This window comes from Streptomyces lydicamycinicus, assembly GCF_000829715.2.
GTDB classification, from domain to species: Bacteria; Actinomycetota; Actinomycetes; order Streptomycetales; family Streptomycetaceae; genus Streptomyces; species Streptomyces lydicamycinicus.
Map to the genome: position 1 here is coordinate 392,131 of NZ_BBNO01000010.1, position 24,190 is coordinate 416,320.

Annotated in this window: 19 protein-coding genes; 9 read left to right on the forward strand and 10 right to left on the reverse strand. The window is 72.7% G+C overall.

Annotation, left to right across the window (positions count from 1 at the left end):
• Positions 1–76 precede the first annotated feature (76 nt).
• Positions 77–1,939 carry a gamma-glutamyltransferase family protein gene (locus TU31_RS32540; protein ID WP_042161294.1) on the reverse strand — a complete coding sequence of 621 codons (1,863 nt, stop codon included), beginning with the start codon at positions 1,937–1,939 and terminating at the stop codon, positions 77–79.
• A gap of 459 nt (positions 1,940–2,398) precedes the next feature.
• On the opposite strand from TU31_RS32540, the gene TU31_RS32545 reads away from it, so the two are divergent.
• The gene (locus TU31_RS32545) at positions 2,399–3,169 is read left to right on the forward strand and encodes an SIR2 family NAD-dependent protein deacylase (RefSeq protein WP_042161296.1); all 771 of its coding nucleotides are present in this window, start codon (positions 2,399–2,401) and stop codon (positions 3,167–3,169) included.
• Between the two features lie 21 nt (positions 3,170–3,190).
• Here TU31_RS32545 and TU31_RS32550 read toward each other — a convergent pair whose 3' ends face one another.
• From TU31_RS32550 to hydA, 4 genes are all read right to left on the reverse strand, one after another.
• Complete coding sequence (locus TU31_RS32550; RefSeq protein ID WP_052719133.1) at positions 3,191–3,913, reverse strand: DUF6333 family protein; 723 nt, start codon at positions 3,911–3,913, stop codon at positions 3,191–3,193.
• A 116-nt stretch (positions 3,914–4,029) separates the two neighbouring features.
• A complete protein-coding gene (locus TU31_RS32555; protein WP_042161303.1) occupies positions 4,030–5,604 on the reverse strand; it encodes an NCS1 family nucleobase:cation symporter-1 in 1,575 nt (524 codons plus the stop codon).
• Positions 5,605–5,731: 127 nt separating this feature from the next.
• Positions 5,732–6,733 carry a TIGR03842 family LLM class F420-dependent oxidoreductase gene (locus TU31_RS32560; RefSeq protein WP_042161306.1) on the reverse strand — a complete coding sequence of 334 codons (1,002 nt, stop codon included), beginning with the start codon at positions 6,731–6,733 and terminating at the stop codon, positions 5,732–5,734.
• Between the two features lie 10 nt (positions 6,734–6,743).
• Positions 6,744–8,150, reverse strand: a complete 1,407-nt coding sequence (gene hydA, locus TU31_RS32565; RefSeq protein ID WP_042161308.1) for a dihydropyrimidinase — start codon at positions 8,148–8,150, stop codon at positions 6,744–6,746.
• Between the two features lie 371 nt (positions 8,151–8,521).
• Between hydA and TU31_RS32570 the strand changes: the two genes are divergently transcribed.
• On the forward strand, positions 8,522–9,406 hold the full coding sequence (locus tag TU31_RS32570; RefSeq protein WP_042161310.1) for an ABC transporter substrate-binding protein: 885 nt from the start codon (positions 8,522–8,524) through the stop codon (positions 9,404–9,406).
• Positions 9,407–9,520: 114 nt separating this feature from the next.
• Here the strand turns inward: TU31_RS32570 and TU31_RS32575 are convergent, their stop codons facing one another.
• Together TU31_RS32575 and TU31_RS32580 are read right to left on the reverse strand one after the other, a co-directional pair.
• Positions 9,521–10,834 carry an aspartate aminotransferase family protein gene (locus TU31_RS32575; RefSeq protein ID WP_042161312.1) on the reverse strand — a complete coding sequence of 438 codons (1,314 nt, stop codon included), beginning with the start codon at positions 10,832–10,834 and terminating at the stop codon, positions 9,521–9,523.
• Positions 10,831–11,673 carry a nitrilase-related carbon-nitrogen hydrolase gene (locus tag TU31_RS32580; RefSeq protein WP_042161313.1) on the reverse strand — a complete coding sequence of 281 codons (843 nt, stop codon included), beginning with the start codon at positions 11,671–11,673 and terminating at the stop codon, positions 10,831–10,833. The genes TU31_RS32575 and TU31_RS32580 overlap by 4 nt, the downstream gene beginning before the upstream one ends.
• Before the next feature lie 70 nt (positions 11,674–11,743).
• Between TU31_RS32580 and TU31_RS38860 the strand changes: the two genes are divergently transcribed.
• Positions 11,744–11,902, forward strand: coding sequence for a hypothetical protein (locus TU31_RS38860; RefSeq protein WP_158894817.1), 159 nt, complete (start codon positions 11,744–11,746; stop codon positions 11,900–11,902).
• Between the two features lie 39 nt (positions 11,903–11,941).
• Here the strand turns inward: TU31_RS38860 and TU31_RS32585 are convergent, their stop codons facing one another.
• Both TU31_RS32585 and ggt read right to left on the reverse strand, forming a co-directional pair.
• Positions 11,942–13,429 (reverse strand): amidase, encoded by a 1,488-nt coding sequence (locus tag TU31_RS32585; protein ID WP_042161315.1) that lies wholly within the window; start codon positions 13,427–13,429, stop codon positions 11,942–11,944.
• 172 nt (positions 13,430–13,601) lie between these two features.
• Positions 13,602–15,434 (reverse strand): gamma-glutamyltransferase, encoded by a 1,833-nt coding sequence (gene ggt, locus TU31_RS32590; RefSeq protein ID WP_042161317.1) that lies wholly within the window; start codon positions 15,432–15,434, stop codon positions 13,602–13,604.
• A 229-nt stretch (positions 15,435–15,663) separates the two neighbouring features.
• Between ggt and TU31_RS32595 the strand changes: the two genes are divergently transcribed.
• The gene (locus TU31_RS32595) at positions 15,664–16,407 is read left to right on the forward strand and encodes a hypothetical protein (RefSeq protein WP_042161319.1); all 744 of its coding nucleotides are present in this window, start codon (positions 15,664–15,666) and stop codon (positions 16,405–16,407) included.
• Between the two features lie 187 nt (positions 16,408–16,594).
• Positions 16,595–17,470, forward strand: a complete 876-nt coding sequence (locus TU31_RS32600; RefSeq protein WP_042161321.1) for a polysaccharide deacetylase family protein — start codon at positions 16,595–16,597, stop codon at positions 17,468–17,470.
• A gap of 289 nt (positions 17,471–17,759) precedes the next feature.
• Here the strand turns inward: TU31_RS32600 and TU31_RS32605 are convergent, their stop codons facing one another.
• Positions 17,760–18,497 (reverse strand): SDR family NAD(P)-dependent oxidoreductase, encoded by a 738-nt coding sequence (locus TU31_RS32605; protein ID WP_042161322.1) that lies wholly within the window; start codon positions 18,495–18,497, stop codon positions 17,760–17,762.
• Between the two features lie 216 nt (positions 18,498–18,713).
• Here TU31_RS32605 and TU31_RS32610 point away from each other — a divergent pair, with 216 nt between their 5' ends.
• The 4 genes from TU31_RS32610 (at position 18,714) to TU31_RS32625 (ending at position 24,054) form a co-directional block, all read left to right on the forward strand.
• Positions 18,714–19,352 carry a class I SAM-dependent methyltransferase gene (locus TU31_RS32610; protein ID WP_042161324.1) on the forward strand — a complete coding sequence of 213 codons (639 nt, stop codon included), beginning with the start codon at positions 18,714–18,716 and terminating at the stop codon, positions 19,350–19,352.
• Between the two features lie 124 nt (positions 19,353–19,476).
• On the forward strand, positions 19,477–21,798 hold the full coding sequence (locus TU31_RS32615; RefSeq protein WP_042161326.1) for an MMPL family transporter: 2,322 nt from the start codon (positions 19,477–19,479) through the stop codon (positions 21,796–21,798).
• 74 nt (positions 21,799–21,872) lie between these two features.
• The gene (ligD, locus tag TU31_RS32620) at positions 21,873–22,844 is read left to right on the forward strand and encodes a non-homologous end-joining DNA ligase (RefSeq protein WP_042161327.1); all 972 of its coding nucleotides are present in this window, start codon (positions 21,873–21,875) and stop codon (positions 22,842–22,844) included.
• Positions 22,845–22,977: 133 nt separating this feature from the next.
• Positions 22,978–24,054 (forward strand): glutathione S-transferase family protein, encoded by a 1,077-nt coding sequence (locus TU31_RS32625; RefSeq protein WP_042161330.1) that lies wholly within the window; start codon positions 22,978–22,980, stop codon positions 24,052–24,054.
• The last annotated feature ends 136 nt before the right edge of the window (positions 24,055–24,190 follow it).

Sequence of the window (24,190 nt, forward strand, 5' to 3'; positions counted from 1 at the left end):
GCGGCGGGCACGGGCCGGGGCCCGGGCCGCCCGGTGAACGCCGGACGCGCACCCGTCCCCGGCCCCGTACAGCGCCTCAGCGCCCGACCGCGTACCCCTGCATCCCCCGCGGATTCGCCGCCGCGGACAGCACACCGGACTCCGGGTCCCGTGCCACCGCACACAGCCGCCCCTCGGACCAGGCATCACCCACCGTGACCCGGTGACCACGCCGGCGCAGCCCGTCGATGACCCGCTGACCGATCCGGGACTCCACCGTCACGCTCCCCGGCCGCATCCCGCGGGGGAAGAAGGAGCCGGGGAAGGAGTCCTGGTGCCAGTTGGGGGCGTCGATGGCGCCCTGGAGGTCGAGGCCGCCACGGACCGCCCCGCGCAGCGCCACGGCCAGGAAGAAGTGCACCTGCCACTGGTCCTGCTGATCGCCGCCCGGCGTCCCGAAGGCCATCACCGGGACCCCCTCGCGCAGCGCGAGGGACGGCGTGAGGGTGGTGCGGGGGCGGCGACCCGGGGTGAGCGAGTTGGGCAGGCCCTCCTCCAGCCAGGCCATCTGGAGCCGGGTGCCGAGCGGGAAGCCGAGCGCCGGGACGACGGGGTTGGACTGGAGCCAGCCGCCGGACGGGGTGGCGGAGACCAGATTGCCCCAGCGGTCGACGACATCGATATGGCAGGTGTCGCCGCGGGTGGCGCCGTTCCGGTCGATCTCGGGGGCGACATCCGCCGGTACGCCCGGCCCGGCCGCCCCCGGCACCCCGTGCGCGACGGTCGGCTCGCCCGCCCCGCGCCCGGAGGCACCCCGCGCGTCAAAGCCGGCCGCGCCCGTCGCGGCCGCCACCGCGTGCTTGCTCAGCCGCGGGGCGCGGCCGTCCGGGCTGCCGGGGCGCAGCTCGTACGAGGCGCGCTCGCCGATGAGGGCCCGGCGGCCGGCGTTGTAGCCGTCGCTCAGCAGGGCGTCGAGCGGGACCTCGGCGGCGTCGCCGTACCAGGCCTCGCGGTCGGCCATCGCCAGCTTGCTGCCCTCGATGAGCAGATGGACGTACTCGGGGCTGCCGTACGCGGGCAACTCCGGCGGCAGCAGGGCGAGTTGCTGGAGGAAGGCGGGGCCCTGGGACCAGCCGCCGGCCTTGGCGACGGTCCAGCCGTTCCAGTCGTGGGTGACGGGCGCCTCGTAGGTGGCGGTGAAGGCGGCCAGGTCGTCGCCGGTGAGGGTGCCCGCATGGCGTTCGCCGGAGGTGTCCATGGCGGGGCGGGCCGCGAAGCCGGCGAGCGCCTCGCCGATGAAGCCTTCGCGCCAGATACGGCGGGCGGCCTCGATCTGCGCTTCACGGCCGGTCGCGGCGGCCTCCGCCTCGGCGGTCAGCCGGCGCCACGTGGCGGCCAGCGGCCGGTTCCTGAGCAGCCCTCCGGGGGCGACGGGCCGGCCGTCGGGGAGATAGATCTCGGCGGAGGAGATCCACTCCGTCTCGAAGAGCTCACGGACCGTGGCGACGGTCGCGCCGATCCGCTCGACGGCGGGATGGCCGTGCTCGGCGTAGCCGATGGCGTACCGCAGCACCTCGGCCAGGGACTTGCTGCCGTGGTCGCGCAGCAGCAGCATCCAGGCGTCGAAGGCACCGGGGACCGCGGCGGCGAGCGGTCCGGTGCCGGGCACCAGGTCGAGCCCCAGCGAGGTGTAGTGCGCCACGCTCGCACCGGCCGGTGCCGGGCCCTGGCCGCACAGCACCCGCACCGGCCCGTCCGCGGGCGCCAGGATGATCGGCACCTCACCCGCCGGACCGTTCAGATGCGGCTCCACGACATGCAGCACGAACCCGGCAGCCACCGCTGCGTCATAGGCGTTTCCGCCGTCCTCCAGGACGGCCATCGCGGACTGGGACGCCAGCCAGTGCGTGGTGGAGGCCATACCGAAGGTGCCTTGGAGGGTCGGGCGGGTGGTGAACACGGTGACTCCTCTGTGCTGCGGTGAGAGCGGTGCGGGACGGGCCACTCGGGCGCGGGCGGTCGGCGGCCGGCCCCTCGCGATCGTACGTAGGGGCCACGGAGACGGCAGAGCTGCCCGGACGAGGACGCCCGGTGCGCCCGGTGGGCGCATCACTTCGCCACCGCGCTACGGGAGAGCACCAACGGGCCGCCGCATGAAGGGGATTGGCAACTACGGCCGGGCAGATCCGCTTACGCGGTCGACACCTACCGGAACACGCTGGCGCAGCACGATCCGGACCGCGGCCATTTCGCCCCATTCAGCGAAAGCCCCGCGCACGACTGCCGCGGCCGGCTCTCACCCCACCCGGGGCCGGCCCCTCCCCGGCGGCCCCGCCGCCTGGAACGCACTCGCCCGGCCGGCACCCCGACACCGATAGCTGACAAGACGGCCGGCCCACGGAGTGCATACGCTCACCCCATGACCCGCACCGCCCCCTCCCCGGACCAGCCGCCCCGCCGCCCCCTCGTCGCGATCCTCACCGGGGCGGGTATCTCCACCGACTCCGGGATTCCCGATTACCGCGGGCCGAACGGGCTGTGGCGGCGGGACCCGGAGGCGGAGAAGCTGGTCACCTACGACGCGTACATGGGCGATCCGGAGATCCGGCGGCGGTCGTGGCGGATGCGGCAGGAGAGCCCGGCGTTCCGCGCGCAGCCGAATGCCGCGCACGAGGCGGTGGCCAGGCTGGAGCGGTCCGGGACTCCGGTGCGGGTGATCACGCAGAACGTCGACGGGCTGCATCAGCGCGCCGGGATGCCCGAACGCAAGGTGCTCGAACTGCACGGCACGGTACGCAAGGTGACCTGCACCCGCTGTCATGCCCGCTCCTCGATGGAGGAGGCGCTGGCGCGGGTGGCCGCGGGCGAGCCGGATCCGGCGTGTCTGGTGTGCGGCGGGATTCTGAAGTCGGCGACGGTGATGTTCGGTGAGCGACTGGATCCGCAGGTGCTCGGTACGGCACTGGGCGTGGCCAAGGCGGCGGAGGTCTTCCTCGCGGTCGGTACGACGCTTCAGGTGCAGCCGGCGGCCTCGCTCGCGGGGGTGGCCGCGGAGCACGGCGCCCGGCTGATCATCGTCAACGCCGAGCCGACCCCGTACGACGAGCTCGCCGCCGAGGTGATCCGTGAGCCGATCGGCAGTGCGCTGCCCCGGCTGCTGGCGGGGCTGGCGGAACACCCGTCCAACTGACCTTCCCGGACCGCGCGTTGCTCAGCCGCCGAGGAAGTACAGCTCCTCCATCGTCCGGGTGGCGGACTCGGTGTGCCGGACGCGGAAGACGGAGGTCGTGAGGCTGCTCATGGGCCACGGGTCGGCCTCCCCCAGCGCGAGGGTGGCGAAGTCCGCCCATTCGACGTCGCCGGGGTCGGCGTCGAAGTCGAGGTCATGCTCTTGCAGCACGTCGGCGCCGATGCCCAGCGCGGCGGCGACCGCACGGGGGTCGCCGGTCAGCTCCCATGGATCCATCGTCGGCCACCCCGAGGCGTGGAACACCGGTCCTCCCGGCAGGCGGATGATGTCCTCGGTATGGGACTCGCCGCAGTCCACCTCCACCCGGCCGACGATCCGGGCTTCGGGAAACCGCTCATGCAGCCTGTTCACCTCGTACCACAGCGGGGTGTCATTGCCGTTGTCGGCCATCGCGGGATCGGATATGGCCGTCACGTTGCCCCAGCACCCCACCTGGATCACGTCCAGGTCGGCGCGCGTCGCCAGATAGGGATTCGCGCAGGCGGCCACCGGCTCCAGCTCTTCCAGCACCGCGTCGACGGTCGGGAACGTCTCGGCGAAGGCGCGCGCGGCGGCCGGGTCATGGGGCGGCAGATCCTCCGCCCGCACCTCGAACGGGGGCTGAACGACGGTGATGTTGTAGCGGCAACCGCTGCCTCGCGTCATCCGGTCGGGCGGCGATGTCCAGAAACTGATCTCGGTCATGCGCGCCACCGTAGTGCGGGGCAGTGACATCGCCCGCGGTGGCGAGACGGTCCCAGTGGGGGGCGGGCGTCGTCACGCGGTTCATGAGCGGCGCAGCTGCCACGCCCCGGGCCGCCTCACCCCAACCGGCCCTCCGTTCCCCGGAGTTCGCTCACGGGACCGCCCGTGGCGCGCATCAGCACCGTGTAGAGGGTCAGCGCGACGCCGAGGCCCACCGCCCAGCCGTAGTCGGCCAGCGGTTTCAGGAACGGGAGGAGGCCGCCGGCGGGGAAGGGTCCCTTGCCGGGCTGCGAGTAGGAGCCGCCCACCGCCAGCAGTCCGCCGATGACGAAGGCGAGGACGGCCCGCCAGTTCCAGCCGGCCGTGTACCAGTAGCGGCCGCCGGGGCGGTAGAGCTCGGCGAGGTCGAGGACGGTACGGCGGATGATCCAGTAGTCGGCGATGAGGATGCCGGCGACGGTGCCGAGCAGTCCGCCGACCACCCCGAGCCAGGTGAAGATGTACAGCTCGGGGGTGGCGGTGAGCTTCCACGGCAGGATGATCACGCCGACCACACCGGTGATCAGCGCGCCCGTACGGAAGTTGATGAGTTTCGGCGCCAGATGGGCCAGGTCGTAGGCGGGCGAGACGACATTGGCCGCGATATTGACGGAGATGGTCGCGATCAGGACGGTGACCAGCGCGAAGAGCAGGCCGAAGACATTGTCGGCCTTGCCGGCCAGCGCGACCGGGTCCCAGATCGGCGCCCCGTACACCGCCTGCGAACCCGAGGTGACCAGTACGGAGAGCAGGGCGAACGCCGTCATGGTGGTCGGCAGCCCCAGGGACTGCCCCCATACCTGGGCCCGCTGACCGGCCCCGAAGCGGGTGAAGTCGGGGATGTTCAGCGACAGGGTCGCCCAGAAACCGATCATCCCCATGAGGGACGGGAAGAAGACCGGCCAGAAGTTCTCGCCCCAGCCCAGGGTGCTCGGCTGGTCCAGCAGCGGGCCGAACCCGCCCGCCTTGGCGGCCATCCATCCGAGCAGCGCCAGCGCGCCGACGAGGACGAAGGGCGCGGCCCAGTTCTCGAAGCGGCGCAGGGTCTCCATGCCCCGCAGGATGATGGCGAGTTCGACGGCCCAGAAGACCAGGAAGCAGAGCCACAGCGTCCAGGGGTAGCCGGCGATCTCCGTCGCCCCGGCCCAGTCGCCGCCGAAGATCTTGCCCAGCAGGATGTAGATGCCCTGGCCGCCGATCCAGGTCTGGATGCCGAACCAGCAGCAGGCCACGGCGGCACGCACCAGCGCCGGCAGGTTGGCGCCGCGCAGCCCGAACGACGCCCGTGCGAGGACGGGGAAGGGGATGCCGTACTTGGGGCCGGCATGCCCGGTGAGCAGCATCGGGACCAGCACGACGAGGTTCGCCAGCGCGATGGTGAAGACCGCCTGCTTCCAGTCCATACCGAGTGCGACCAGGCCGGAGGCGAGCGTCCAGGAGGGGATGTTGTGGGCCATGCCGACCCACAGGGCGGCGAAGTTGTAGGTGGTCCAGCGGCGTTCGGCCAGCGGCACGGGGTACAGATCGGCGTTGACGTACCGGCCGTGCGCGGCGATGGCGCCCGGCGCCGGTTCGACGCGGCCGTCCGGTGCGGTGATCTGGTCCGTGGGCGTTATGGGGAGTTCCGGCGGCACGGGTGAGGTCGCGGGCATGCGGGGACCTTTCGTCCGGGTGCGGGCCGCCGGTCGCCGGGCGGCACGGCGGTGGCACGGTCGCCGCGCCCGGCCGACGGGCCGGGGCGGCGCGCGGGGCCGCAACGCGCCTGCTCCCGGAGCCTGTTCAGTCGGCGAACGCGGGAAGGATCTCTGCTCCGTAGGCGTCGATGGTGGATTCCTTGGCGTCGTGCATGGCGTAGAGCGCGAACTGGTCCACGCCCAGCGCCTGGAGCTGCCGCAGCTTCTCGATGTGCGCGGCGACCGGGCCGAGCAGGCAGAAGCGGTCGACGACCGCGTCCGACACGAAGCCCGCGTCGGGGTTGCCCGACCGGCCGTGGTGGGCGTAGTCGTAGCTCTCCCGGGACGCGATGTACGCGGTCAGCTCGTCCGGCACCATGCCGGAGTGCTCGCCGTAGCGTGCGACGAGGTCGGCGACGTGATTGCCGACCATGCCGCCGAACCAGCGGCACTGCTCGCGGGCGTGGTCCAGGTCGTCGCCCACATAGGCCGGTGCGGCGACACAGATCGTGACGTCGGCCGGATCGCGGCCGGCGTCCACCGCGGCCTTCCGCACCGCCTTGACCATCCATTCGGTGAGGAAGGGGTCGGCCAGCTGGAGGATGAAGCCGTCGGCCAGTTCGCCGGCCATGGCGAGGGCCTTGGGCCCGTAGGCGGCCATCCACACCGGGAGCTTGCCGTTCTTGACCCAGGGGATCTTGATCCGGTGGTCGCCGATGTACGCCTCCCGGCCTTCGGCGAGATCACGGATGACGCCGATCGACTCGCCCAGCCGGGCCAGGGTGTTGGGCGGGCGCCCGGCCACCCGCATCGCGGAGTCGCCGCGCCCGATGCCGCAGACGGTGCGGTTGCCGTACATGTCGTTGAGGGTGGCGAAGGTGGAGGCGGTGACCTCGGGGGTGCGGGTGGAGGGGTTGGTGACCATCGGGCCGACGATCAGCCGCTCGGTGTGTTCCAGCACCCGGCTGTAGATGACGAACGGTTCCTGCCACAGGACGGTCGAGTCGAAGGTCCAGCCGTAGCGGAAGCCGTTGCGCTCGGCGCGGCGCATCAGGGACACAACGGCGGAAGCGGGCGGGTCGGCCTGAAGGACAACTCCGAAGTCCACAGCGGGCTCCTTAGATGAGGTACTGGCAGGTGCCACGCGGGATGTACTGGCCGTGTCCCGCGCGTCCGGTGAACTCCCGCCGGTCGAGGACGAGTTCGCCCCGCGAGAGCACGGTTTCGACCTGCCCGGTGAGGCGTTTGCCCTCGTAGGGCGAGTAGTCGACGTTCATGTGGTGGGTCTCGGCGGAGACGGTCTGCTGGGCGGTGGGGTCGTAGATGACGAGGTCGGCGTCGGAGCCGGGCGCGAGGGTGCCCTTCTTCGGGTAGAGGCCGAACATCCGGGCCGGGGTGGCGCAGGCGATCTCGATCCAGCGGCGGCGGCTGATCCGGCCCTCCACGACGCCCTGGTGGAGGAGGTCCATCCGGTTCTCCACGCCCGGCATCCCGTTGGGGATCTTGGAGAAGTCGCCGCGGCCGAGCTCCTTCTGCCCTTGGAAGCAGAACGGGCAGTGGTCGGTCGAGACCACCTGGAGGTCGTTGGTGCGCAGCCCGCGCCACAGCGCCGCCTGGTGCTCCCGCGGCCGCAGGGGCGTGGAGCACACGTACTTGGCGCCCTCGAAGTCCGGCTCGGCGAGGTTGTCGGTGGACAGGAACAGATACTGCGGGCAGGTCTCACCGAAGACGTTCAGCCCCTTGTCGCGGGCCTGGGCGATCTCGGCGAGGGCTTCCTCGGCGGAGACATGGACGACATAGAGCGGGGCGCCGGCCACCCGCGCCAGCTGGATGGTGCGGTGGGTGGCCTCGGCCTCCAGGAGGACCCGGCGGACCTCGCCGTGGTAGCGCGGGTCGGTGCGGCCCTCGGCCAGCGCCTGTTCGACGAGGACGTCGATGGCGATGCCGTTCTCGGCGTGCATCATGATCAGCCCGCCGTTGCCGGCGGACTGCTGCATCGCGCGCAGGATCTGCCCGTCGTCGCTGTAGAAGACGCCGGGGTAGGCGGTGAAGAGCTTGAACGAGGTGACGCCCTCCGCCACCAGGAGGTCCATCTCCTTGAGGGTGTGCTCGTTGACGTCCGAGAGGATCATGTGGAACGCGTAGTCGATGGCGCACTGGGCGTCGGACTTGGCGTGCCAGGCGTCCAGGCCGGCCCGGAGCGACTTGCCGCGGGACTGCACCGCGAAGTCGATGAGGGTGGTGGTGCCGCCCCAGGCCGCGGCGCGGGTCCCGGTCTCGAAGTTGTCGGAGGAGAAGGTCCCGCCGAAGGGGAAGTCCAGATGGGTGTGCGCGTCGACGCCCCCTGGGATGACGTATTTCCCGGTGGCGTCGAGAACGCGGTCCGCCGCCCCGGCCCAGCCGTCCGCGGTGTGGCTGCCGTGTGCCGCGAGGGCGGCGACCCGGCCGTCCTCCACCAGGACATCGGCGTGGACCTCATCGGCGGCGGTGATCACCAGTCCGTTCTGCACGACCGTACGGCTCACAATCCTGCTCCCTTCCACACCAGCGACATCGGCGGCACGGGAAGGCGGAGCTCGACGCGCACCATTCCCCCCGGCAGGTCTGCTCCGCTGACGCCACGCCACAACCGGTCTACACCCGTAGATCACGGTCGAGAAGGAGACCGTAGAAGCATGTCACCCACGGTGGCAATACCGTGACCGTTAATCAGCGGAGACGTTCGTGTTGCGCCGACGATCAGCTGGACGGTTCAACGCGGGGCACGGACGAGGGGGCGTACTACCCGCAGGAGGGGTGCGGGAGTGACGCGATGGGCAGGTATGCGCCGAACCGGCGGGCGAACCTGGCGGGCGGCCCGGCATTCTGACGGACGAATCGGAAAGGCGGCGGGCTCATGGAGCAGAGCACACCGTGGGAGTTCTCCGACGACCGGGGGCGCCTGGCGGTGGCCGGCGACCGGCCGTTGCGGATCGTGGCGTACATACAGGCGGGGGCGACGCTGTGGGACCACGGCATACGCCCCGTGGGGCTCTTCGGGTCCCAGCACGACGGCGCCGCCCCCGACCCCGCCAAGGCCGGTGAGCTGCCGCTCGCGGAGATCGGCTATCTCGGCTCGGGTGGCGCGCTGCACCCTGACACCCTGCTGGAGGCGGCGCCGGACCTCGTGGTGGCCGTGACCTATGACGGCGAGCAGGTCTACGGGCTGGGGCAGAAGACCGCCCTGGAGCTGGAGGCACATGTCCCGGTCGCCACGGTCGCGGTGGGACCCGGCCGGAGCCTGGCCGGGGTGCGCGAGCGGTTCGCGGCGCTCGCCGGATCGCTCGGCCGCGGCGAACCGCTGGTCCGGGCACGGGAGTTGGACGCCTCGGAGGACGCCCTGCGGCAGGCGACCGGCGGCGCCGTACGGCCGCGGGTGCTGGCGCTGTCGCCCGCGGGCCCGGAGCGGGTGCATCTGGCCCGGCCCAGCTCCTGGCCGGATCTGCGGGCACTGACCGAGCACGGTGTGGGGTTGCTGGAGCCGGCCGCGGGCGCCGGGGTGAACTGGTCCACCGTCGGCTGGGCGGACGCCGCGGCGATGGCGCCGGACATCGTGCTGATGGACGTACGGGCCAATGCCGCCCGGCCCGAACAGCTCCGGTCCGACGCCCACTGGCGCGCGATCGAGGCCCGGTCCCGGCTGCTGCCATGGAATCCGGAGGCCCCGTGCAGCCGGCGCGCCCACACCCGTTTCTTCACCCTGGTGGCCGACACGGTGCGGGAGACCGCCGGGGCCGCCTAAGGCGTATCAGGCGCCACGGCCCGGTCCCGCGTCGTCCGGTCCGCACTCCCCCGCGGGCCTCAGCCGGGGGCCGGGGCCTCGCGCCCGACGAAACGCCCGGCCGTGGCCGTGCCCCTACGCCGGAGCCAGCTGCCCCTGCGCCGCCCGCAGCGCGTCCGCCAGCAGATCCGCGCCTTCTTCCGCCTCGGCGATGGTCAGCGTCATCGGGGGTGCGATGCGCAGTGAGGCGCCGCCCTGGCCGCCCTTGCCGATCAGCAGGCCGCGTTCGCGGGCGGCTTCCAGGACCAGGGAGGCGGCCTCCGGCGAGCGCTCGTCGGTGCCGGGGCGGACCAGTTCGATGCCGATCATCAGGCCGCGGCCGCGCACTTCCCGGACGAGATCGAGGCTGGCCGCGACCGCCCGCAGCCGCTCGATGAGCAGGCCGCCGACCCGCCGGGCGTTGCCCTGGAGATCGTGTTCCAGGAGGTAGCCGAGGTTGGCCAGGCCCGCGGCCATGGTGACCGGGCTGCCGCCGAAGGTGGAGATGGAGTTCGCGGAGAGCGAGTCCATCACCTCGGCGCGGGCCACCACCCCGCCGATGGACATCCCGTTGCCGATGCCCTTGGCGAAGGTCAGCATGTCGGGCGGGCCGTTGTCGGCGTGCGCCTGCCAGCCCCAGAAGTGGTCGCCGGTACGGCCCCAGCCGGTCTGCACCTCGTCGCTGATCCAGAGGATGCCGTGCCGGGCGAGCACCTCGCGGAACGCGGCGTACAGGCCGTCCGGCGGCATGGTGAATCCGCCGACGCCCTGGACCGGTTCGGCGATCAGCGCGGCGACGCCGCCCGCGGTCTGCTGGAGCATGTCCTCCAGGTCGGCGACGCAGGCCTCGGTGTACGCATCGTCGCTCAGCTCGGCGTACGGGCCGCGGCTGCGCACCCCGCCGTGGACGTAGAGCGTCTGGAGCGGCGAGAGGCTGGTGGGTGACCAGCTCTGGTTGCCGGTGATGCCGACGGTGGAGAAGGACCGGCCGTGGTAGCTGTTGCGCATCGCCAGGATCTGGTTGGAGCGGCGGTACGAGGTGGCCAGGAGGAGGGCGGCGTCGTTGGCTTCCGTACCGGAGGTGGTGAAGAAGACCCGGGCGTCGGGGATGCCGGAGAGCGCCGCGATCCGCTCCGCCAGCTCGACCATGGGGCGCGAGAGGTAGAGCGTCGAGGTGTGGATGATCCGGCCGGCCTGTTCGGCGACGGCCTTGGTGACCTCGGGCAGGGCGTGCGCCGTCATGGTCGTGAGGATGCCGCCGAAGAAGTCGAGATAGCGGTTGCCCTCGGCGTCCCAGACGTGGCGGCCCTCGCCATGGGTGAGTTCGAGCGGCCGCTCGTAGTAGAGGCTCAGCCAGGAGGGGAGGACGGCTTGATGGCGGGCGTACAGGCCCGCGGGGTCGGGGGTCATGGCTGCACCAGCCCGTCGTAGGCGTCGGGGCGGCGATCGCGGTAGAAGGCCCACTGCTGCCGGACCTCGTCGATCATGCCGAAGTCGAGGTCGCGGATGACCAGTTCCTCCTTGGAGTCGCTGGCGACCTCGCCGACGAACTGGCCCCGGGGGTCGACGAAGTAGCTGGTGCCGTAGAAGTCGTTGTCGCCGTACTCCTCGACGCCGACCCGGTTGATCGCCGCGATGAAGTACTCGTTGGCGACCGCGGCCGCGGGCTGCTCCAGCTGCCAGAGGTAGGCGGACAGACCGCGGGAGGTGGCGGAGGGGTTGTAGACCAGCTGGGCGCCGTTGAGGCCCAACTGCCGCCAGCCCTCGGGGAAGTGGCGGTCGTAGCAGATATAGACGCCGACCTTGCCGACGGCGGTGTCGAAGACCGGCCAGCCGGCGTTCCCCGGCTTGAAGTAGTACTTCTCCCAGAAGCCCTTGACCTGCGGGATGTGGTGCTTGCGGTAGGCGCCCAGGACCGTGCCGTCGGCGTCGATGACGGCGGCGGTGTTGTAGTAGAAGCCGGACTGTTCGACCTCGAAGACGGGGACGACGATGACCATGCCGGTCTCGCGGGCCAGGTCCTGCATCCGCCGGACGGTCGGCCCGTCGGGCACCGGCTCGGCCCAGCGGTAGTGCTCGGGTTCCTGGACCTGGCAGAAGTACGGGGCGTTGAAGACTTCCTGGAAGCCGATCACCTTCGCGCCCTGCGCGGCGGCCGCTCTGGCGTACTCCTCATGCTTCGCGATCATCGATTCGGTGTCGCCGGTCCAGGTCGCCTGAACCAGTGCGGCACGCACAACATCGGCCATGAGCTGCTCCTTTGTCGATGCGTCAGCCTGCGCCCGCGCATGATCTACGCCGCGATCTACGCGTGTGGAGGTGACCGTAAGCCCCGTCACGGACCGTGGCAAGACCATCTCCACCGTGGCGCGTCCGGCGGCGCAGCGCAGAATCAACGGACGAACGGCGGCCCGGCCACCCTCGCGGCAGACCCTGGAGACGGCGGCCGGGCTGATACGGCGGCTGATGCCGGAATGAGCGGGACCGCCGCCGGCGCGGCACCGTCCGCCCCCCGGCTCAGGGGCGGACGCCGTCGTACGGCACCGGATGGCCGGCCGGCCGCCGCTCGTGCCAGCGCAGATCGTCCTGGAGCTGGGCGGCCAGCGAGATCAGCTGCGGCTCGCCGTGGGCCGGGCCGAGCAGCTGGGCGCCCAGCGGCAGGCCGTCGGTGCTGAAGCCGGCGGGCACGCTCACGCCCGGCCAGCCGAGGACGTTCCAGGGCCAGGCGTACGGGCAGGCGGCGATCATGGCCTGATCCGTACGCCAGCCGCTGAGCTTGGCGAGGGTGCCGATGCGCGGCGGCGGGGTGGCCGTGGTCGGTGTCAGCAGGACGTCGTAGGGGCCGAACAGTGCGCCGATCCGCCGCTGTTGGCGCCGCTCGACGGCGCGCGCCCGGCGCAGTACGGGCCCGCCGAGCAGCCGGCCCATCCGCGCCGCCTCCCGCGTACGGCGGTCCAGCAGCGAACGGTCGGGGACCCGGTCCGCCCACTCCCCCACCCCGGCCGTGGCGCGCGGGACGAAGGCCAGCCCGACCAGCCCGTAGTCCGGCTCCGCCTCCTCGACGAAGTGCCCGAGACGGGCCAGTGTGCGGGCCACACCGGTCACCGCGGCCCGCACGTCGGGGTGCAGCGGCTTGGGCGTGAAGGTGAAGGCCGCCTTCCAGGACAGCGCGATCCGCAGCCGTCCGGGGTCGCGGCCGGCGGCCTCGCGGGCCGCGATGGCGGGCGGCCGGTGCAGATCGCCGTCGTGATTGCCGCTGGCCACGTCCAGCAGCAGGGCCGCGTCCTCGACCGTACGGGCCAGCGGTCCGATGCCGGTGATCCCCTGGAAGGACTCGGGGTCCGGCCAGGTGGAGATGCGGCCGCGCTGGGGTTTGATACCGACGAGATGGGACCAGGCGGCGGGGATACGGACCGAGCCGGCGCCGTCGGTGCCGAGGGCGGCGGGGACCAGCCCGGCCGCGACCGCGGCGGCCGAGCCGCCGGACGAGCCGCCCGGGGTGTGGGCGAGGTTCCACGGGTTGCAGGTGTTGCCGAAGGCCGGGCCCTCGGTGAACGGCCACTGGCCCAGTTCGCAGGCGTTGGTCTTGCCGACGATGATGGCGCCGGCCGCCCGCAGCCGCCGGACGACCTCGGCGTCGCGCTCCTTGGGCGGGAATTCCCCGGCGCAGCCGAACGCGGTCGGCTCGCCCGCCACGTCGGTGTCGTCCTTGACCGCGACCGGGACCCCGAGCAGCGGCAGCCGCTCCCCGGCCGCCAGCCTGCGGTCGGCCTCCGCGGCCTCCGCCAGCGCCGCCTCGGCCCGTACCCGCCGGAAGGCGTTGACGGTGCCCTGGGTGGCCTCGATGCGCTCCAGCGACCGCCGTACCAGCGCGGTCGAGGTCACCCGGCCCTCTGCGAGCGCGCGCGCCTGCTCGGCGAGGCCTTCCAACTCGCCCGCCGTGGCACCGATGTGCCGGACCGGGACCTGCCCGGTCTCGCTGTCCTGGCTCTCGTCAACGCTCACGCTGCGTGCCCTCCCTGGGACCGCTCATTCGAACGAACGGTCCCAGGAGGCTAATCGTCACCGCCGTGACCATCAACGACGCCGCGCGGGGCGGTACATCGACGACACACGGACGGCACACAGCGGTCCGTCCGTGTCGGCGGTGTGACATCCGGCTCCCGTACCGCGGGCGTTACGACCGGTGCACGACCCTCGCCGAGCCGCCGCCACGCCGTACCTTTTCGGCCGCGGCCAGCCAGCGGCCGTCCGGCAGCCGCTGGACGCCGGTCGCCGCGCCGATCTCCGGGTTCTCCTTGAAGGCATGGCCGAGCGCTTCGAGTTGCCGGCGGACCGGGCTGTTCCACAGACCGGGTTCGAGGTCGGTCCGGGCCGCGTTGCGCTGGCTGGCCCGCGGCGCGGCGATGGCCTCGACCAGCGGCATTCCGCGGTCGAGGTGGTTGACCAGGGTCTGGAGCACGGTGGTGATGATGGTCGCGCCGCCGGGCGAGCCGAGGGCCACCACCGGCCGGCCGTGCCGCAGCACGATCGTCGGCGACATCGACGAGCGCGGCCGCTTGCCGGGGCCGGGCAGATTCGGGTCATGGACCGACGGGGCGGCCGGCGCGAAGGAGAAGTCGGTCAGCTCGTTGTTGAGCAGGAAGCCGCGGTGCGGGACGACGATGCCGCTGCCGCCGGTCTGCTCGATGGTCAGGGTGTAGGCGACGACATTGCCCCACTTGTCGGCGACGGTCAGATGGGTGGTGTTCTCGCCCTCGTACGTCGTCGGCGCGGCCCGGCCGGCACCGGCGCAGCGCGCGGGGTGACGCGGGTCGCCGGGCGCGAGCGGGCTGGTCAGCGCCTTGTCGTCGTGGATGAGGCAGGCGCGGGCGTCAGCGAACCGCTGGGAGGTCAGGGCCTTGGTCGGGACGTCCTCCCGTGCCGGGTCGCCGACCCAGCGGCCGCGGTCGGCGAAGGCGATCCGGGCCGCCTCGATGTAGCGGTGCAGGAACTGCTTCTCGCTCAGCCGGGAGAGATCGCTCCGCTCCAGGATGTTGAGCGCCTCGGCGACGCTGGTGCCGCCGGAGGAGGACGGCGCCATGCCATAGACGTCCAGACCGCGGTAGCCGGTGCGGGTCGGCGCCTGGCTCAGCACCCGGTAGGCGCGCAGATCGCCCGCGGTCAGATCGCCGGGCCGTACCGTGCGCGGGGAGCCGGCGCGCACCGGTGGTTTGCGGACCGTGCGGACGATGTCCCGGGCCAGCGCGCCGTCGTAGAGCGCACCGACGCCCTGGTGCGCCAACTCCCGGTACGTACGGGCCAGATCGGGGTTCTTCAGTGTCGAGCCGACCACCGGGAGCTTGCCGCCGGGGAGGTAGAGGCGGGCGGTCGCCGGGAAGTCGCGGAAGCGGGCCTCGTTGTCCGCGGTCTGCTGGCGGAAGGTCTCGTCGACCGTGAAGCCGCCCGCGGCCAGCCGCTGCGCGGGCCGCAGTACCTGGCGCAGGGACCGGCTGCCCCACTTGCGCAGGGCGGTGTCCCAGGTGGCGGCGGTGCCCGGGGTGCCGACGCTCAGCCCGCTGGTGACGACGTCGTCGAACGGGAGGGGCTTGCCGTTCTCCAGGAAGAGATCCTTGCCGGCGGAGCGCGGGGCGGTCTCCCGGCCGTCGAGCGTGCGTACGGTCCGGGTCCGGGCGTCGTAGGAGACGAAGTAGCCGCCGCCTCCGATGCCCGCGGAGTAGGGCTCGGTGACACCGAGGGCGGCGGCGGTGGCGACTGCCGCGTCGACGGCGTTGCCACCCTTCCTGAGGACCTCGATACCGGCGGCCGAGGCATCCGGGTCGACGCTGGAGACGGCCCCGCCGTGGCCGACGGCGACCGGGGTCTTCCCCGGTGTGGCGGTGGTGGCGCCGTCCCGGTCGGCGGCGGGCGGCGCGGGCGCGGCGGTTCCGGCGGCGGCCGGGACCGCCACCAGGGAGCCGGCCAGCGCGGCGGCCGCTCCCAGGACGGTGAGGCGTCGGGCTCTGGTCATACCGGGGTTTCCTCCCAGAGGGTGGCGGGGGGCGGCAGGGGCCCGGAGCCTACTCGTGGCAACAGCCCGCCGACAGAGGGCATTTCGGGCACCAAGGCCCCCGCGGGGGCAGGGATCAGGCGCCCCTTTCCGTACGGATCAGGTATGCCCGTACGGACCGGGACAAGCCGTCCCAGGTGCCCGCCCCGCCCTCGAACGCACACCCGGAATGCCGCTACGCTCCCCGGCCATGGACGACACCCTGCTGCTCCTGACCGTGGCGGCCGCGGCCCTGATCGTGGGCCTGGCGGCGGGCTGGGCCGTGCAATCCGCGGTGACCCGCCGGAAGCTCACCCGCGAGCAAGGCTTCTTCGGGCTGCCGGACGGTTCGGAGTGCGTGCTGGTCACCCACCGGGACAGCTCCTCGGCCCACTGGAGCATCCCGCGCCATGACGCGCTGGCGCTGCTGGGGCTGGCCGCGGTGATCGAGAACTGCGGTGCGCACCCCGAGGTCGCCCCGCACGACACCGGCCTCCAGGGCTTCGGGGCGCGTACCGAGTTCTGTGTCGGCGACCCGACCGCGCACCGCCGGCTGGCAGCCCATCTGGCCAATCTGCTGCCGGGTGTCGCGGTGCACCCCGGTGACGAGGCCGGGATGGACCGCGGCACGTTCACGATCGGCGGTTCCACGTACCGGATGGAGCCCGGTGCCGTCGAGTATGTGCTGCTGGCCCGGCTGACCGCCGGTGAGGGCGACCGCCCGGTGTTCCTGGCGGCCGGCCAGCGCCCGGTCACCCACCGGGCCGCGGTCCGCCATCTCGTTCGCAACCGGGCCAAGCTGACCCGTAAGCACGGCACCGACGGCCAGTTCTGTCTGTTGCTGAAGGTGGTCAACTCGCAGGCGTACGGACCCGATGTCGTCGAGCTGGTCGCGGATGTCACCAAGGCCGCGCTCACGGCCGCGGAGCCGAAGGGGCACCGGGCGGCGGCCTGAGCCCCAGGGGGGCGACGGTCCGGGCGCGGGCGGCGCGCCACCGCGCACGGTCCAGCGGACGGCCCACCATCACCATTCGGCCTGAGGAATGGGCTCACCCGGCGGGTGCGAGCCGATCGGGTACGGAACCCGCCCGCCGCGGTGTCGCTGCCGCGCCCGCCGGGGGCCGCGTGAGAGCACGTGAAGGGTGGATGCCGATCAGCGCACGCACACCCGGCGGACGTTCCTCCAGGCCGCGGTCGTGGTCGGTGCGCTCTCCGTCGTCCGGGCCCTGTTCTCCTCCGGCGGCGGCACCCCGGAGGCCGGCCCGCGGCAGCCGTCCCCGTCGCCCGCGCCGGAGCCCTCCGCGCCCGCGGCCGGACCGCCGCTGTCCGCCGAGCGGGCCGGCCCGGCGAGCGGCCCGGGGCCGTACCGGCTCCGCCCGATGGCCGGCGAGACCTCCCGCTCCGGGCCGGGCGCCTCACCCCCGCACCCGGAGGTCGCCTTCCATCTGTCCACCGACAGCCGGGAAATCTTCCTCACCTTCGACGACGGGCCGCACCCCGCGTACACCCCCGACGTGCTGCGGATCCTGCGCCGCCACGGCGCCCGCGCCACGTTCTTCGTGATCGGCGAGAACGCCGTCGAGTTCCCGGGCCTGCTGCGCGCCATCGCCGACGACGGCCACGCCGTCGCCAACCACACCTGGTCCCATCCGCAGCTGACCACACTGCCGCCGGGCGCCGTCCGCGGCGAGCTCGGCCACACCAGCGATCTGATCGAGGATGTCCTGGGCACCGCTCCCGACCTGGCGCGCGCCCCGTACGGCGACTGGGACGAGCCCTCGCTGGACATCTGCAACGCGCTGGGCATGTCCCCCGTCGGCTGGGCGGTCGACTCGCAGGACTGGACCATGCCCGGGGCCGAGAACATCGCTTACACCGTCCTGGACCAGCTGCACCCCGGGGCGATCGTGCTGTCGCACGACGGGGGCGGCGAGCGCGGCCAGACCGTCGAGGCGCTGGACTGGTATCTGCCGCGTCTGCTGGACGACGGCTATCGTCCGGTCCGTATCGAGCCCTGACGGGGCCCGCGCGGGCCGGTGGGTTCGGCCACGGGTGAGAGCGGTCACCCTGTGCGCCGGAAACCGACTCAATGGTTTATCGTTCAATTGGAAGCGCGTGCCGTCCCGACGGCGCCGCAGGGCCCGCCGCCGGCAAAGCCGGCCACCGCCGCACGGCAGCAGGCCCGAAGGCCACCGCCGTCGCCGCCCGCGCCCCCCCGAAACCGCCCCGGCCGAATTCCCCCGTTCGGCCGGGGCTTCCCCTTTCCCGGCGCAGACTTCTCAGCGCAGACCTCTCGGCGCTGACTTCTCAGCGCAGATGCGACGCCCCGTTGACGTCCAGTACCGCGCCGGAGGACCAGAGCGCCTCGGGCGAGGCGAGATAGTGGACGGCGGACGCCACGTCCCCGGGCACGGCGACCCGTCCGAACGGGCTCTGTTGCCGCACGTCCTCCGTGAGACGGTCCGCGACCCGCTCGGTCTCCACGAACCCCGGGGCGACGGAGGCCACGCCGATGCCGTACGGCGCCAGGTGAACCGCCAACGACTGCCCCATCGCGTGCAGCGCCGCCTTGGCCGCGCCGTACGCCGGGTGATCCGGCTCGCCGCGGAACGCCCCGCGCGAGCCGATATTGATGATCCGCCCCGCCACCTCCCGCTCGATCATGTTCCGCGCCGCGCAGTAGCTGACATGCGCCGCGCCCAGCAGATTCACGTCCACGACCTGCCGCCAGGCGCTCTGCCAGTCCTCGAACGAGGTGCGGTCCAGGGGGTGGGCCACATTCGCGGCGGCGTTGTTGACGAGCACATCGACACCGCCCAGCCCGTCCACCGCCGCGTCCACCAGCGCCGCCGCCCCCTCGGGCGTACTCACATCCCCCTGCACCAGCACATGCCCGCTCCCGGCCAGCCCCGCGTACGCCTCCTCCGCGGCCGCCCGCCGCGACGCGTAATGCAGCGCGACCCGGTCCCCGTGCGCGGCGAAGACCTCGGCCACCGCCCGCCCGATCCCCCGCGACGCCCCGGTCACCAGCACCGCACGGCTCATCGGACGCCCTCCGCCCGGGCTCCCGTACGACTGCAACTGCCGGAACGCCCAAGGGACATGCCGGGCTCCACAAGCGCCCAGAAATGGTTCATCAACAGCTCGGTCCTCACCTCGTGCCGGCCACAAACGGTCAAAGGGAATCGTAAGGAGCTGGAGGTGGGCAGGGTGAGCGGTGGTTCGGAGGAGGCCGCAAGGGGCCGGGGCTAGGGTCGGCGGATGCCCTTCGACCACAACGACCACTACCACCGGCTGCTGTTACGGCAGCTGCCGCGGGACTGCCGCACCGCGCTCGACGTCGGGTGCGGGACCGGCCGGTTCGCGCGGCGGCTGGCGGGGCTGGGGCTCGATGTCCATGCGGTCGACCCGTCGGCCGAGGTCCTCGCGCGGGCCCGGGCCGCAGTCGGGGACACCACGGACGGTGGCGGGCCGCCCCGCTATGAGCACGCGGACATCACCCGGCTGGAACTGCCCGACGGGCACTACGGGTTCATCTCCTGCCTGGCGAGCCTGCATCACATGCCCTTCGACACGGTCACCGCACTGCGCCGGGCCCTCGCTCCGGGCGGCGTGCTGGTCATCCTGGGCTGCTATGCCGAGAGGTCGCCGGCCGACTGGTGCTGGGGCCTGGCCGCATCGCCGGTGAACGCGGTGGTCCGGCTCGGCGTCGCCGCCTCGGAACGACTCCGGCCGGCCGCTGCCACTCCGCTGAAGCCGCCCGTCGCTCCGCCGGACATGCCGCTGCCGCGCATCCGCCGGGAGGCCGCCGTGCTGCTTCCCGGGTGCCGGATCCGGCGGCTGCTCTTCTGGCGTTATCTGCTGGTGTTCCGCAACGACGCCTCCCCCGCGGGCGCTTGACGCCGGGGCGCACCCGTTCGGCCGACACCCGTATTCCCCGGTGGGCATGCCGCGGCGGCGGAACCGGCGTTGACTGCTGCATGTCCGTATGTGCCAGGAGCGCCGGCCCGCATCGGGAGCACCTATGTCGTTGCCGAGGAAACCGAGCGGGGCCTCAGCGCCCGGCGCGTCCGGCGGCACAGGGGCGCTGCGCCGGATCGGCGAGTGGTGTGCCCGGCACTGCGTCGTCGTCCTCGTACTGTGGCTGGTCGCGCTGGCCGGGCTGCAATTGCTCCAGCGGTCGTACGGCGGGGAGTACTCCGACGACTTCGCGCTGCCCGGCGTCCAGTCGACGCAGGGCCGCGAGGTGCTCCAGAAGCACGAGCCGAAGGCCGGGGGCTACAGCAGCCAGGTGGTGCTGCACGACGCGGCCAGGCCGCTGACGGACTTCCGGGGCGACATCGACAGCGCCGTCACCGCGCTCGGCAAGCTGCCGGACGTGCTGTCCGCGCAGAACCCGCTGCCGCCGCCCGGCGCACCGCCCGCCAAGCCGCCGCCCGGGACGCCGAACGTCGGCCCGCTGTCCACCGACGGCCGGACCGCGTACATCACGATGCGGTTCAGCGTGCAGCCGTCCACCCTGAAGCCGGACTATCTGGACGGGGTCGACGCGGCCGTGCGGCCGCTGCGGTCCGCGGGCGTGGAGGTGGAGTACGGCGGGCTGCTGGGTGAGCTGGCCCGGCCGGAGCCCGACGACCGGACCAGCGAGGTGATCGGCTTCGGGGTGGCGATCCTGGTGCTGCTGGTCGGCTTCGGGAGTGTCCTGGCGGCCGGGGTGCCGCTGCTGACCGCGCTGATCGGCGCCCTGTGCGGGCTGGCCTGTCTGGGGCTGATCGCCGCCGTCTTCATCTTCGCCACGGTCTCCCCCACCCTGGCCACGATGATCGGTCTCGGCGTCGGTATCGACTACGCGCTCTTTCTGCTCACCCGGCACCGGCAGAACCTGATGGACGGTGCGGACCCGGTCACCGGCGCGGGCCGGGCCGTGGCCACCAGCGGCCGGGCGGTGCTGGTGTCCGGCTGCACGGTCATCATCGCGCTGATGGGGCTGTGGGTCTCGGGCGTCTCCTTCATCGGGAAACTGGGCGTGGCGGCGGCCATCACCGTGGTCTCGGCGGTGCTCGGCGCGCTCACCCTCGTCCCGGCGCTGCTCGGGCTGATCGGCCGCCGGATCGACCGGCTGCGGGTGCGCCGCCCGATCGCCGAGACGGACGCCGAACCGGGCGAGGAGGCACACGGCACCTGGCACCGGTACGCGCAGCGGGTGGAGCGCCGCCCGTGGTGGTATCTGGCGGGCGGGGTGCTCATCGTGGTCGTGCTGGCCATTCCGGTCTTCTCGATCCAGCTGGGGCACATCGGCGACGGCGCGGACCCGAAGTCGTTCACCGACCGGCGCGCCTTCGACCTGATGTCCTCGGCGTTCGGCCCCGGCTCCAACGGCCCGCTGACCCTCGTCATCGATGAGTCCGCGGTCCCGCAGGCGGACCGCCCGATGCTGGCGGCACAGGCCGGGAAGGTGCTCACGGACGTCCCGGGCGCGGCCTTCATCACGCCGCTGAAGGCCACCCCGGACGGCGCGGTGCTGACCGGGACCGCGTACTCCACCCAGGCCCCGCAGAACGCGGACACCACGGATCTGGTCAACCGCCTCAAGCACGACCTGCTGCCCGCGGCCGTGAAGGGGACCGACGCGCACGGCTATGTGACGGGCACGACCGCCGGCCAGGTGGACTTCCTGGACATCGTCGCCAGCCGGCTTCCGCTGATCATCGCCGTGGTCGTCGCGCTCGCCTTCCTCATCATCCTGGCCGTCTTCCGTGGCGTGCTGGTCGCGGTGAAGGCGGCGGTGCTCAACGTCCTGTCGATCGCCGCCTCGTACGGGGTGGTGGTGGCGGTCTTCCAGTGGGGCTGGGGCGGGCCGGCGCTCGGGGTCTCGGGCACGGTGCCGATCGAGAGCTATGTGCCGATGATGATGTTCGCGATCGTCTTCGGGCTGAGCATGGACTACGAGATCTTCCTGCTGTCGCGGGTGCATGAGGCATGGCTGCGCACCGGAGACGCGAAGGCGAGCGTGGCGCACGCGCTGGAGATCACCGCCCGGGTGATCACCTGCGCCGCGCTGATCATGGTGAGCGTGTTCGCCGCGTTCATCATCAGCGACAACATCGTGGTGAAGATGCTGGGCCTCGGGCTGGCCGTGAGCGTCCTGATCGACGCCACCGTGGTCCGACTGCTGCTGGTCCCCGCGGTGATGACGCTGCTGGGACCGGCGGCCTGGTGGACGCCCCGGTGGCTGGACCGGATCCTGCCGCATATCCGTACGGAGGGCGAGGAGCAGCTTCCCGCGCAGGGAACACCGCGCGGGGACGCCCCGCGGAGCGGGGCCCGGCCGGGCGGCGGCGCCTGAGCACCGGGGCGGGGCCGCCCGGCCCGGCGGCCCGCCGATCTGCGAGCGCTCTCGTCTCGCCCGATCATCGAACCATGGCCCCGTCCGCCGAGCGTGGCTCGGCCTCGTACCCCGTGATCCGGCCGATGCTGGCCACGGTCGGCCCGCTGCCTGCCGAGCACGAGGAGGCGGCCTGGGCGTTCGAGGCCAAATGGGACGGTGCGCGCTGCATCATCAACACCTCCGGCGACGGCACCGTCCGGCTGGTCACCCGGGCCGGCAACGAGGCCACCGGCACCTACCCGGAGCTCGCGCCGCTGGGTGAGCAGCTGCGGGGCCGGCCCGCGGTGCTCGACGGTGAGGTGGTGGTGCTGGACGCCCGCGGCCGGCCGGACTTCGGGCTGCTCCAGCGCCGGATGGGTGTGGTGAACCCGCGCCGCACGGCCCGGCTGGCCATGGAGCACCCCGTCCACCTCGTCCTCTTCGATCTGATGTATCTGGGCGGCTCACTGCTCGGATCGCCGTACTACGAGCGCCGGTCCCTGCTGGCCGGGCTGGGGCTCCGCGGCCCGAACTGGTCGGCGCCCGGCTATGTGGAGGGCCATGGGCAGCAGGCGTGGGAGGCCTCGCTGCAGGCCGGTCTGGAAGGGGTGGTGGCGAAGCGGCTGAGCTCGGCCTATCTGCCGGGCGTGCGGTCACCCGAGTGGCGCAAGACGAAACATCTGCTGACCCTCGACGTGATCATCGGGGGCTGGACGGAAGGCCATGGCGGGCTGGCCGGACTGCCCGGTTCCGTGCTGGCGGGCGTGGCGGAACCCGCCGGGCTGCGCTATGTCGGCTCGGTGGGCTCGGGGCTGTCCGAACGGGAGCGCCATGAGCTGGCGCGGTATCTGGGGGTGATCCCGCTGGACCGGTCCCCGTTCCTCAACGCGGTGGACGTGCAGGGGGCGCACTGGGCCGAGCCCCGGCTCGTCGCCGAGATCACGCACACCGGCTGGACCTCGGCCGGCCGGCTGCGGCACCCGATCTGGCACCGGCTGCGGCCCGATCTCACCCACCTCGGCTGAGCCGGGCCGCCCGGTGGCCGCGCCGCGAGGAGGCACCGGGTGCGCCGGGCGGCTGACGCAGGGGAATACCCGCCCCCGTCCGGGAAGGCTCGCCCTGAGCACCGGAGCAAACCGCAGACGGAAGGAGTCGGTGATGCCCCACCCCGACGCCGGCAACAACGGCGGCCCCACGGACGCCACCACCGACGGCAACGTCGCGTACGGCAGGAAGCCCTTCAAGCGCTCCAAGAGCCACTTCGCCGACCGCATCACCGCGGACGGCCGCGACGGCTGGCCGGCCGAGGCCGGCCGCTACCGGCTGGTGGCCAGCCGCGCCTGCCCCTGGGCGAGCCGCGCCGTCATCTCCCGGAGGCTGCTCGGCCTGGAGGACGCCATCTCGCTCGCCATCACCGACCCCATCCAGGACGACCGCAGCTGGCGCTTCACCCTGGACCCGGGCGGCCGCGACCCGGTCCTCGGCATCCGCTTCCTCAGCGAGGCCTATGACGCCCGCGAGACGGACTACCCCGGCGGGGTCAGCGTCCCCGCCATCGTGGATGTGCCCAGCGGGCAGCTCGTCACCAACGACTTCCAGCAGATCACCCTGGACTTCGCGACGGAGTGGACGGCGCTGCACCGGCCCGGCGCCCCCGATCTGTATCCGGAGCCGCTGCGCGAGGAGATCGACATCGTCATGGCGGGCGTCTACCGGGACGTCAACAACGGGGTGTACCGGGCGGGTTTCGCCACCGAACAGAGCGAGTACGACGCCGCGTTCCGCGATCTGTTCCGGCGCCTGGACCTGCTGTCCGAGCGCCTCCTCGACCGCCGCTACCTCGTCGGCGACACCCTCACCGAGGCCGACATCCGGCTGTTCACCACGCTGGTCCGCTTCGACGCCGTCTACCACGGGCACTTCAAGTGCAACCGCTTCAAGCTGGCCGAGGACCGGGTGCTGTGGGCCTACGCCAGGGACCTCTTCCAGACGCCCGGCTTCGGCGACACCGTCGACTTCCATCACATCAAGCACCACTACTACCGGGTACACACCGGCATCAATCCGACCGGTGTCGTCCCGGCCGGGCCGGACCTCTCCGGCTGGCTGACGCCGCACCACCGCGAGGAGTTGGGCGGCCGGCCGTTCGGCGACGGCACCCCGCCGGGCCCGGTGCCGCCGGCCGAGGAGGTGCCGCCCAGCGGACGCCCCGAGCATCTGCTGACCGGCTCCTGACCCGCACCCCGGGCCGCCGGAATCCGGCCCCGGCACCCGGGCCGTGAGATCCTGAGAACACAGGGACAGACACACACCAGCGGTGCACCGGAGCCTCCCGCGGACGCGCCGAGCACCCGGGCTCCGGTTCGCCGCC